Source organism: Paenibacillus assamensis DSM 18201, from assembly GCF_000422445.1.
Classification (GTDB): Bacteria; Bacillota; Bacilli; order Paenibacillales; family Paenibacillaceae; genus Paenibacillus_B; species Paenibacillus_B assamensis.
This window is the reverse complement of sequence record NZ_KE383839.1, coordinates 32,765-45,142: the sequence shown is the minus strand read 5'-3', so window position 1 is coordinate 45,142 and position 12,378 is coordinate 32,765. Positions and strand designations below refer to the sequence as shown.

Below are 12,378 nucleotides of genomic sequence, written 5' to 3'. Positions count from 1 at the left end.
AACCTAACTAATATTTATTTCTCTATCCGATTGGATTACATAGCTATCAATATAATAATCTGCTCATTCTCAGGGCATCTTCTGCTACCAAATAAAACCCTAACCCATGTATAGATAAACTCTCCCCCACTCCCACCTTAACTCTTCATTTACTAGAGCTGTACTTTACAAAGCCAACGTCATAGACAAAAACTCAACTTGCTTATTTCCTATCCTGCTCATAAAGCTCATTCCACGCACGAATCCAGCACGTTCATATACTGTAATCGCTCTTTCATTAAATGTTGCTACAACCAGCTGAAGGTTCTGCGCATGGTGATGCTGCTTCAAATAGTCTATACCTTGCAGCAAAAACAGTTGGCCTCTGCCTCCTCCTGTAAAATCAGGTCTAAGCCCTAATCCAATATCAAGCCGATCATCATATTCATAGATGCCTGTTGGATAACCTCCTGGCACACGAGCCGATTTCCCCATACAAATAAATCCTACTAATTGATTATCGCTATCTAAAGCATAAAAATACTCGTCATTCATGAGCTCGCAAATACATTCGTTGCTATCATCCATGCTGTATATGGAGTATGGGGCTGAGTACTTCCAAGTACAAATAATAGAAGCATACTCTTCGGTCATTGGGTAAAAGTGATATGCCGTCATATCGTTCAACCTTTCATATTCAGAATTGTATCACTATTTTCTAATTAAGGAGAAGCACACCCTCCCGTGCTGCTAGTTTTGGCTGTATACCATTAGTTCTTTAAGCCTTTTCATAGCCGAGTGAATGGTAAGCCTATGATAAGTAACTAGTTTTGAGTTATAGATAACACCATAAATACCGTAAGGAGTAGGAGAAATTCTTAACAACTCTTCTCTATTTTGAATATCAATAATATGTATAGGGATACCAAGCTTATTGGCCGCTTCCATCATATTCGTAGTTACCACATCAACGAATGGACACTGCTGCGTTCGCATAACCTCAACCTGCTGCATGATACTTTTTCCCCATCATTTTTATATTTTATCTAGTTGGTCGATCACCATGGGAAATAAATACATTAACAAATTCTAGCATCAAAATGTTATCATGGCTAGCTTCTATTTCATATAGGCCTAATCGTTTGCTATCAGCTCGATACGATAAAAAAAGTCCGAACACCTGCATTACAGTAAGTAATGCAGAAATTCGAACGTTTACTATCACTTTATCATTTCTCTATGCTTACTCTTTATATTTAGGGTATACGTGAACAACCACATTTCCACGCTTGCGACCTGTTTCTACATATCTGTGAGCCTCAGGAACTTGTTCCAGTGTATAGCGCCTATCGATGACAGCTTTCATCTCGCCTTTCTCCATCAGCTCTTTAAGGAATACCAAGTCATCCGCACTGACTTTGGCAATTCCTAGCCCATTTACGGTCAGAAACTTTCCATTTGGCGCTAATACTTTTGTACAATCGGACTTCGAACGTTTCCCGATCGCATCGAAAATAATATCGAACTTCTCTGCTCTTGCCGTAAAATCCTCTTCCGTGTAGTCAATGACATGCTCCGCTCCGAGTGACTTTACTAAGTCTGCATTTCTGCCGCTGCACACTCCCGTAATTTCTGCTCCCAAATAACTAGCAAGCTGTACGGCGGCTGTTCCGACGGATCCTGACGCTCCATAAATAAGCACTTTCATCCCTGCCCGGATATTCCCTTTTCTAAAAAAATGCAATGCTGTTGTTCCACCGAACGGCAGCGCTGCAGCTTCCTCATACGTGGCATTGTTTGGTTTTAATGCAACTACTGCATGTTCCGACATACAAATATATTCAGCATGTGCACCACAGCGCATTCCGCTTAATGCATACACCTGATCACCAACTTGGAATCGCTTCACCTTTTTGCCTAATGCTTCAACTTCCCCTGCCAGCTCTACGCCTAGAATTGGATTTCTCGGTTTTGTAAACCCCAGCACAATTCGCATCGGTAACCAGAGTAAAAATGGACTTGTAAAACTTCGAATTCTACAGTCCCCTGTCGTTACGGTTGTGGCATAGACTTTAATTTGTATTTCATGGTCCTTTGGAACTGGCTTCATGACATCTTTAAGCTCTAACACTTCTGGCGTTCCATACTTTGTGCATACGATGGCTCTCATTGTCTTCCTCCTGAGCATTATTTTCAAAGAGTATAGCGTCAATAAAGGAATCATGTGCAGATACTAAAGTATGGTTTTGAATCTTGAACAGTGGCTAGGATGGAAATAGTCGATTTGCGGATCTACTTTTTATAACAAACCTAACTGACGAGCACGTGCAACGGCTTCTGTACGGCGTTTGACTTGCAATTTCTCAAAAATGACACGATTATGCCCTTTCACGGTAGGTAAGGCTATATATAATTGATTGCTAATTTCATGATTCGATAGTCCTTGTGCGATTAAGTGCAGAACTTCCAACTCTCGTGCAGTCAACGGCTCGATAAGTACCTTCAGTGGATCAAGCTGCCGTTCATTCCATGGAAATGAGTGTATTTGATCTGTATCTTCAAATTGTGCAAGCAATTTAGCCGTATAATATGGCATAATTCCATGAGCTGAAGCTTCACCTAGCAGCTTGTTCATCCACATTCCTTCATCTATAAAACTACGAATAAATCCATGAGGCTCGGCCATTGTTAAGGCTTCTCTTATAGCTTCCAAAGCCTTTATTTGTTCACCATGAGCATACAACACTATCGCAAGCAAGATGAAGACTTTGAGTCGTTCATCCTTTAATTCGGTTCCCTCCACTTTCCGAATAACCGCTTTTACAATTGCAAGTGCAGCAGCCGTATCACCTTGAGCCAAGTGTACTCGGGCCTGACTTAGAGGGAGGTTATATTTCTGAGACCAAGTATGCGCTGCTGTCACATGTTCTTGCTGAATCCACACATGAACTTGCATCTCTGCAATATGAGGAAGCTGATGCTTAAAATGGTACTGGCCAGCCACATACTCAGTTCGTGAAATAGTCGCTGCTGCTCCGCTTACATCCCCTTGTGCTAGCTTCAACTTTGCCAAAAACACTTCACCCGCAACCGCTCTATCTGTATTTTCAAGCTGCTTAGCCAATTGAACACTTATTTGAACATGCTGCAAAGCAGTATCCAGATCATTCCATTCATAGCAAATACGCGCTAGACCCAAGTGTACTTCACAAACGGCAGGCAGCGGTGTTTCTCCTGCTATCTTCAGAACGAATTGATAGGTTTGAGCCGCCATGTTTAGTTGATTTTCACATTCCTGCAACATACCAAGACCAAGTGAAGACATTATTGTAATGATGACATGTCCAATCTTCTGACTACTTGATAGAGCATCCATATAGGCCTTGCTTGCCGCTGCTCGATCTCCTTGGAGTTGGTAGGCATATCCCAGCGACCATGTGGCTGCAGTGCGAACGGCAAGATTATCGAGGGATGCAAGTTCTAGAGCACGGTGAGACTCGATAATAATGGTTTCTGCCTCATGTTTGCTCACTGCTATTGTAGCGCGAATAGATGCAATATGACCTAAGAGATCTTGATTCGCCTCATTTTTCCCTGCAAGCTGTATCACCTGTTCTGCGGCTTTCAACTTGGATTCAACTTCTGATACGCGACCGATCATTAACAATGCTGAAGCATAAAGTACCCACAGTGCAGGTTGTCCATTGAGCTGCGTATGGGAGAGTGAGTCCAACCATGTTAATGCAGGTGCCGCTGCTCCGCGAAACAATAATGGCATTCCGTTTCCTACTAATAAACGAGCGGCGTGTTCAATATGATTAGCGGCTACAGCATGGTGAAAAGCCTCTATTTCAAAGCTATGATTTTCATACCATTCACTAGCTCGCAGATGTAATTCCGCTACAGACTGGTTCATATTTTGTGAAGTGGCAATCAAATGCCGACGGAGGCGCTGACGCAGTAAATCAGCAAACAGATGATGATAACGATACCAACGCCGCTCATTGTCCAATGGTACGATAAATAAATTTGACCGTTCGAGATATTCCAACATGGTTTGCCCCGAATCATCTTGACCACTTGGCTTCCCATCTCCCGAGTGCATAACTGCCTCGCACAAAAATCCACATAATCGATCGAGAATAGAAGTACGCATCAAAAAAAGTTGAACATTAGCTGGTTGCCGTCTCAATACTTCTTCTAATAGATAATCGATTACGAACCTATCACTACCGGTAAAAGACAAGACCAAACCCGCGGCATCTTTGTTATTTTTAATAGAAAGAGCTGCTAATTGCATACCGACAATCCAACCTTCTGTGCGAGTTTCTAGCAGAGCAGTCTCCTCTGGGGAAAGATGCAACCCCATTGTGTGCTCCAAAAACTCTGCTGCTTCGGAATAAATAAACCGCAAGTCTGATCCTCGTATCTCCGTAATTTGGCCTCTAGCTCGTAATCTCGACAAGGGCAGAAGTGGCTCCTCCCGTGAAATAATAATCACATGCACATGATTTGGCATGCGCTCTAGCAGTGTCGCAACTGCACGATGAATCGTTTCTGATTGAATGACGTGATAATCATCCAGTACAACAATACAATCCTCAGTCGCAGCTGTCATTTTATGAATCAACGTAGGTATCAGCAATTCTATTGACGGCAACGGTGGGCAATGAACGATATCTAACTGCCCCACTATTTGTTCCTCATTAATCACCATCCTCTGCCACGCAGCAAATAGATATTGAAAAAATCGCGCGGGATCATTATCCCCTTCATCCAACGATAACCAAGCAGTAGACCGGTTACAACAAGCAAGCCAGTCACTGACCAATGTCGTTTTACCATATCCGGCAGAGGCAGAGATTAGTGTTAGCCTGTTATGTTTCGCACTTTTATTCAGCTTATCGTTCAGTCGTGAGCGCTTCACAACATGTAACCTTGTTTGAGGTATATATAGTTTCGTGGATATCATTGAAGTGTCCATATTAACCACCATTCTGCGCTGCAGATTACAGCCCTTTGGATACGTGATACGTAATAGTATGTTCGCTGAATCCAATGTATTTCCTTTTCGCTATTCGTCTGTAACGATGGAAAAATGAAAAAGGCGGTGCAGTATGATCACTGCATCGCCTTCGTTATAACATTCATTAATCGTGGAAATTCGTGCCGTCCGTTACCGCCTTTACATAGCCAGCACGAATGACGAAATCGCCAAAGTGCTCGCCACTAACACGTTCAGCCGCATAGCGGTTAATAATTGGCGTAAGTGTGCCGATAATTTCCTCTTCGCCAATGTTCTCGCGATACAGCTTGCTCAAGCGGTCGCCAGAGAAACCAGCGCCCATGTACATATTGTATTTACCAGGCGATTTGCCAATGAACGCAATCTCGCCCAACGCAGGACGTGCGCAGCCATTCGGGCAGCCTGTCATACGGATAGTAATCTCTTCATCGCGCAGTCCTGCTTGCTCCATGACAGGCTCAAGCTTATCGATTAGCGATGGCAAATAACGTTCAGCCTCTGCCATAGCAAGACCGCATGTCGGCAATGCCACGCAGGACAAGGCACTGCGGCGAAGAGCTGAATACTGCGTACCCTCTTCAATGCCGTATTCCTTGAGCAGTGCAACGATCTTCGATTTCTTCTGACTGCTAACGTTGGCAATGATCAAGTTCTGATTCGCGGTTAGACGGAAATCTCCCGTGTGAATCTTCGCGATCTCACGTAAAGCCGTCTTCAGCTTGTAGCCTTCAATGTCCACGATGCGCCCGCTTTGCACATACAGCGTTAAATTCCATTTGCCATCTTTACCTTTAATCCAACCATAGCGGTCTCCTGTATTCTCAAAGTGGAACTCACGTGCAGGCTGAAGTTCCCAGCCTAGACGATCATGCAATTCTTCTACGAACCAGTCCAAACCATGGCGGTCGACCGTATATTTGAAACGAGCGTTTTTCCGTACAGAACGGTTGCCGTAATCACGTTGGATCGTCACCGTTTTCTCGGCAACATCAAGCACTTGGTCAGGCGTAATAAAGCCGACGACACGAGCCAACTGCGGATACGTAGCTGTATCACCATGTGTCATACCCATACCGCCGCCGACGCTAACGTTAAAGCCAACAAGCTTGCCATTTTCCACAATTGCAATATATCCAAGATCCTGTGAAAATACATCCACATCATTCGATGGTGGTACAGCAATACCAATCTTGAACTTACGCGGCAAGTATACATGGCCGTAAATCGGTTCTACTTCAACAGCTGCACCATTTTGCTCCGAGCTGTCTACAACCTTCTCCCCATCAAGCCAAATCTCATGGTACGCAGGCGTTTTAGGCGCCAAATGTGTCGTCAGCTGCTGCGACCAATAAAAGACTTCGCTGTGGATGTCCGATTGATAAGGGTTCGGATTACACATAACGTTACGGCTAACGTCACCGCAAGCAGCCAAAGTAGTAAGCAAAGCTTCGTTGATTTCTTGAATCGTTTTTTTCAAATTCCACTTCAATACGCCATGCAGTTGGAATGCTTGACGAGTCGTTACACGCAAGCTTCCTGTTCCGTATTTCTCAGCCAGCTCATCCATAACAAGCCATTGCTCCGGAGTCGATACACCGCCAGGCGTAACGATGCGAAGCATAAATTGAAAGTATGGCTCCAGCTTTTGCTTCTCCCGCTCATTGCGGTAGTCTCGGTCATCCTGCATATAGCTGCCATGGAACTTCAGAAGACGGTTATCCAATTCAGGCAATCCGCCCGTAATGCGATTGGAGAGCGATTCAACCAACGAACCGCGCAAATAATTACTTTCTTCTTTTAATTGTTCGACGTCACTCGGCGGCCCACCAATTGGCTGTACCTTCCGTTTTTTTGCCATTGCTGTTAGCTCCTTTATCCCCATGATCGGTTCGTTCCCGTTTATATCTATACAAGAAGTGCGTTATAGCTTAAACGCTTAATATACGTCTCTTTGGTAACGTCCTTGTTCTTGCAGCTCAGCTAAGTATGCAGCCGCAGCTTCAGCGGACTTGCCGCCATATTGCGCAATAATTGTAAGCAATGCGGATTGCACATCATGCGCCATATGCTTTTCATCTCCGCATACATACACATGCGCACCATTTTGCAGCCATTTGTAGAGCTCTTCGCCATGTTCCAACATCCGATGCTGTACATATACCTTCTCATCTGAATCCCTAGAGAAAGCTACGTCCAGCTTCGTCAGCACACCGTCATTCAACATGCGCTGCCAATCCGTTTGATACAAGAAATCCGTTACGAAATGACGATCGCCATAGAACAGCCATGTTTGACCAGCTGCCCCAGACTCTTCGCGATCCTCAAGGAATGCACGAAATGGCGCAACACCTGTACCTGGTCCCACCATAATGACTGGTGTATCCGGGTCAATTGGTGGCTTAAAGTTCGGATTAGACTGAATGAATATCGGCAGCTTATCCCCCGGCTCAAGACGTTCCGATGTGTAGACGGAGCATACGCCTTTGCGAGCACGACCATGTGCCTCGTATTCTACTTTACGAATCGTCAGATGCACTTCCTCCGGATGGGCGTTCACGCTGCTGGCAATCGAATATAGTCGTGGCGGCAGCTTACGCAGCAACCCGGCAATATCTCCCACTGCAAATGTCCATGGGCCATAGTCGCGAAGCAGATCCAATAGATCGCGGCCGTTTGCATATGCTTTTAGCTCTTCTTTATGTTCAGGCTTCAGCAGATCAGCCAATTTCCCATTTTCAGAGAAGGCAGCTGCTTTTTCAAGTAATGGCTTCGTTAATACGGTAATTTCATAGTGGTGAAGTAGTGCTTCGCGCAGTGTAGAAGTCTCGCCTGCTTTTCCAATTACAACAGACTCTTGCGGATTCCATTTTAAGAATGAAATAAGTTCATCAACTAAAGTTGGATCGTTTTGTGGGTACACACCAACCGCATCGCCTGGCGCATACGTAAGACCTGAACCTTCAAGGGACAGCTCCAAATGGCGTGTTTCACGATCCGAACCTTTGCCGTTCAAATTCAAATTTTCCAATACTTCCGCCAAAAACGGATTTGTGCGGGAATACTCGGACTCAACGGCAGCAGATGCAGCAACAGACGCCACATTCGCAACACCTTGCTGAGATACCGATGTCGCAGCTACGCTGACTGCACCATTTACAGAAGCGATCCAGCCAGCAGCAGCCTCCTCAAAGTCTACATCGCAATCTACACGATCCACGATCCGCTCTGCTCCAAGCTCTGCTAGTCTAGTGTCAAAGTCTTGACCTGTTTTGCAGAAAAACTCATAGGAGGTATCACCTAGTGCTAAGACAGAGAACTTTAGTCCATCCAGCTTCGGTGCTCGTTTACTGTTCAACAGCTCATGCAGCGACAATGCGTTATCTGGTGGGTCGCCCTCACCATGCGTACTAACAACGATAAACAAATAACCTGCTTTCTTCAGGTTATTCGTCTTATACTTGTTCATGGCTGACAGTGTAACCTCAAAGCCTTCACCTTTCAGCTTATCCGCTAACCGTCCCGCAAGTCTTTGCGAATTACCTGTTTGCGACCCGAATAAAATCGTCGCTTCACGTGGCCCTTGTGGTACAACTGCCGCAGCTGGCGCAGCCGCCAACACTGGAGCTTCTAACACTTGGCTGACCGCCAATTCAGATACCGCGGCGCCAACATTCCCTGCACGATAAAAAGCTAAGTACCCCCCAAGCCAATTCACTTGCGCCTCCGTCAACGTCGGGAGCAGCTTATTTAGTAACTCTGCCTGCTCGGCTGTAAACGGACTATTCGTCACCTGTAGTTGCAACAACATCCTCCACCTCACATCAATCTCTTTAATTCCGACTACGTTACTTTGTTTTATCTGTAATTATACTAACTCAGGTTGAAGCGCGGTTCAATCTATTTCTCAAAATTTGTCTATAAGAATATTTGAAATCATCAATTACTTTTGATTATAAAGCACTATTTACTCTAGAAATTCACAGAAAATATATGGGCTGATATAGTTGAAATAGATTCCATATTCACCCATCTATTAAGTATGATTTCGGTAACCTTCATATTATTAATAAAAATGTATATCATTATTTGAATTGGAATGGGCCTGAGACGTTAGAAGAAAGCTATTTGCGACAGTATGAATGCCATAGTGTAACGAATGAGTGCCGAGATATGTGGAACATGTGGAGCTATAGCTTGTTGGGCTCGGAGCTTCAGGAATATATTTTTGCAAAACATAAAAATAGTGGAACTAAGGGGCAATGCGCCCCTTTTCGTCTTCACTCTCGTCTAATGCTGCTCTTCAACAAAAGTAAGCTTATTGCCAAAAGGGTCTATCACACACACTTCCTGTGTGCCCCATTCCGTTGTTTCGATTTCTGGTCGTGAATATTTATAATTTTTGCTTACTAAAGTTCGGTGAAAATCCTCCAGATCCGAAACTAAGATGCGAATAGCTGAACCTGGAGAACAATCTCCATAATGCTCGGTCAAATGCAACGTTAGCAGGTGATTGGAAATCTGCATATACAGGGGAAAGTCATTCCCATATCTGTGTTCCCAGTCGAGTGAAAAATCTAAATATTCTAGATAAAATTGTTTCGCTTTATGTTCATCGAAAATTCTGAATATAGGAGTAACACTGTTCGTGTTCATTGCCTAATCGTCACCTTTCTTTTGCAGACAGTTGAATACCTCGCCAGCTGCTAATCTTACCTATGTATAATTACATACTACACTATTCTACTCTCTACCTTGTCCATACTAAAAAAACCTCTTGCCAGATCATCCTGACAAGAGGTTATACCATCCATATTAAGCAGCTGCTTTTGCAGAAGCAATCTCATCGAGATAAGAGTCAGCCTTTTTGCGGTCGAATTGACCTTCCCATTTGGAAATAACAACTACAGCTAGCGCGTTACCAATTACGTTAACTACTGTACGTGCCATATCCAAGAAACGGTCGATACCTGCGATAAATGCAAGTCCTTCTACTGGAATACCTACCGCTCCCAATGTTGCTAACAAAACGACGAAGGACACGCCCGGCACGCCTGCAATACCTTTAGACGTTACCATTAATACAAGTACCAATGTTACCTGATCAGCAATGGATAAATCGATACCGTACATTTGAGCGATAAAGATTGCAGCAATCGCTTGGTACAGCGTAGAACCGTCGAGATTAAAGGAGTACCCTGTTGGTACGACGAACGAAGCAATCGCTTTTGGACAGCCGAATCGCTCCATTTTCTCCATAATCTTAGGAAGTACAGTTTCAGAGCTCGCTGTAGAGTATGCAAGCAGCAATTCGTCTTTCAAAATCTTAATAATGTTCATGATAGAAATACCGCTAATCTTAGCAACGATACCTAGTACTACAAATACGAAGAACAACATGGCTCCGTGTACAAGTAAAACCAATTTACCAAGCGGCAATAATGAGCTTAACCCGAATTTGGAAACCGTGACTCCAATTAATGCGAACACACCGAACGGAGCAAATTTCATAACTGTGTTTACTACCCAGAACATAGCATCCGCTACGCCTTGGAAGAAATGCAGCACGGGTTTACCCTTTTCTCCTGAGGCAGCTACACCAAGTCCGAAGAGGACGGAGAAGAAAATAATGGCCAACATATCACCGCGAGCTAGTGCATCAAAAACATTTTTTGGTACGATGTTGACGAATGTTTCAATCATACCTTTTGCTTCTGTCTGTTCAGCCGTTTCAACGTAAGAACTAATGTCAGACTGCTGAATTTGACTCATATCCACACCTACACCAGGTTGGAAAATGTTGGCTGCGAACAAACCGACAACGATGGCAATCGTGGTAATGATCTCAAAATAGATGATCGTTTTCCCACCTAATCTGCCAAGTTTTTTCGTATCACCAACCCCAGCCACGCCGACAATAATTGTCGCGACTACGATAGGTACTACGATCATTTTAATCAAACGAATGAATACATCGCCAATAGGCTGCAAGTACTTTACTACTTCAGCATTGCCGTAGAAGATGGCACCTACGATAATACCCAGAATAAGACCAATTACAATTTGAATAGCTAATCCAAATCGCTTCATTCTGACACCTCGCCGTCTAAGTTGTTATTTCTGTGCTAGTTCCGACAACGGTTTGTCGATTTTGCTAGATTTCTATACGTAATATAGCAGAGAGATATACGTTCGCACAATGCAAATAATTCCCATAGAGGCAGTTATTTGGATAAATATTTTTTTCGCACTTAAAAAAATTATCTATACCCTGCTTTTATACCATTCACTCTAGTTAGACATCCTTTTAGCTATTCACCGCACACCTCTAATCTTTTATGTATATTGGGCTTCCATCCCAAATCTCAGATAAATCATGCAACTATAGAGGATATAAATTATTAATAATAAATTTTGTACTTTGATCGGTCACTTCTATGGAACATTTACAAATCCTGCTGAGTGCGTGATATACTCTTCTACTGTGATAAAGTAACTAAAAGCAATGGTACTAACAACAAAGATGAGGAATAAAAGAAAAACATTAAATCCTAACCATTCGATGTGTATCATGATTGATCTTGTATGTAAATCATAATCTCATTAGCTCGAATAATTACCTGTCCATCAACTGCAGCCTCACCTTTACCCAGCACAAAACCTCTTTTCTGCTTTACTACCTCGTAGTGTAATTCGATTCTATCTCCTGGATAGGCATTCCCTAAACATTCGATACCATTTAATGAGGATAGGAAACCCAAACTTCTCTCCGAACCTACCGCTGCAAATGCTCCTAATTGTGCTAGAGCCTCTACGATCATCATACTTGGCATATCGTTTCTTGATTCTGTTATAAACCATTCATTCCATGAAACATTTTTATATCCTTTAGCCCACTTACCTTGTTCTACCTCTATAATCCGATCAATCATTAAAAAAGGATAACGGTGTGGTATCACGCTTGGAATATCAATCATGTAAATGCTCCTCGTTTAAAATTAAAGTACTTTATTCCCTATTGCTATATTCAGCGGGTGAGAATAACACCAATATCATAAGATCCTCTTCAATAGAATGAAATTTATGCTCTACATTCTTCTCCACAAAGATAGTTGAACCTTGCATCACTTCAAAGTCGTCATCACCTACGAACATCCGCGCCTTTCCTTCTATAACGTAATAAATCTCATCTTCGGTATGAGGAGTTTGCTTATCTGTATCTGTCTTTTTTAAGTGATAAATGCCGGCAGACATAGAAGGAACTCTTAAAAATTCAATATACGGTGTTCCTTCTTGAAGTTCTTTCGCTAACTCTTCTAAATTAAAATGGCTTTTCATTTTAATTACTCCCTTCACAATGAGTTTTTCGTATATCT

10 protein-coding genes are annotated in these 12,378 nt (G+C 43.1%); all 10 read right to left on the bottom strand.

The window, feature by feature from the left end:
• Positions 1–165 precede the first annotated feature (165 nt).
• Entirely contained in the window at positions 166–657 is a 492-nt protein-coding gene (locus tag H580_RS0120425) for a GNAT family N-acetyltransferase (protein WP_028596431.1), read from the bottom strand.
• 72 nt (positions 658–729) lie between these two features.
• Positions 730–993: a hypothetical protein gene (locus tag H580_RS0120420; RefSeq protein WP_028596430.1), complete on the bottom strand. Its 264-nt coding sequence runs from the start codon at positions 991–993 to the stop codon at positions 730–732.
• 229 nt (positions 994–1,222) lie between these two features.
• Positions 1,223–2,149 (bottom strand): NAD(P)-dependent alcohol dehydrogenase, encoded by a 927-nt coding sequence (locus tag H580_RS0120415; RefSeq protein WP_028596429.1) that lies wholly within the window; start codon positions 2,147–2,149, stop codon positions 1,223–1,225.
• A 129-nt stretch (positions 2,150–2,278) separates the two neighbouring features.
• Positions 2,279–4,906, bottom strand: coding sequence for a winged helix-turn-helix domain-containing protein (locus tag H580_RS0120410; RefSeq protein ID WP_342663201.1), 2,628 nt, complete (start codon positions 4,904–4,906; stop codon positions 2,279–2,281).
• A gap of 223 nt (positions 4,907–5,129) precedes the next feature.
• On the bottom strand, positions 5,130–6,863 hold the full coding sequence (cysI, locus tag H580_RS0120405) for an assimilatory sulfite reductase (NADPH) hemoprotein subunit (RefSeq protein WP_028596427.1): 1,734 nt from the start codon (positions 6,861–6,863) through the stop codon (positions 5,130–5,132).
• A 78-nt stretch (positions 6,864–6,941) separates the two neighbouring features.
• Entirely contained in the window at positions 6,942–8,807 is a 1,866-nt protein-coding gene (locus H580_RS0120400; protein ID WP_028596426.1) for an assimilatory sulfite reductase (NADPH) flavoprotein subunit, read from the bottom strand.
• 485 nt (positions 8,808–9,292) lie between these two features.
• Positions 9,293–9,658: a glyoxalase superfamily protein gene (locus H580_RS0120395; RefSeq protein WP_028596425.1), complete on the bottom strand. Its 366-nt coding sequence runs from the start codon at positions 9,656–9,658 to the stop codon at positions 9,293–9,295.
• Between the two features lie 159 nt (positions 9,659–9,817).
• Entirely contained in the window at positions 9,818–11,092 is a 1,275-nt protein-coding gene (gltP, locus tag H580_RS0120390; RefSeq protein WP_028596424.1) for a glutamate/aspartate:proton symporter GltP, read from the bottom strand.
• 479 nt (positions 11,093–11,571) lie between these two features.
• Entirely contained in the window at positions 11,572–11,976 is a 405-nt protein-coding gene (locus H580_RS0120385; RefSeq protein ID WP_028596423.1) for an ApeP family dehydratase, read from the bottom strand.
• 34 nt (positions 11,977–12,010) lie between these two features.
• A complete protein-coding gene (locus tag H580_RS0120380; protein ID WP_028596422.1) occupies positions 12,011–12,340 on the bottom strand; it encodes a cupin domain-containing protein in 330 nt (109 codons plus the stop codon).
• Positions 12,341–12,378 lie beyond the last annotated feature (38 nt).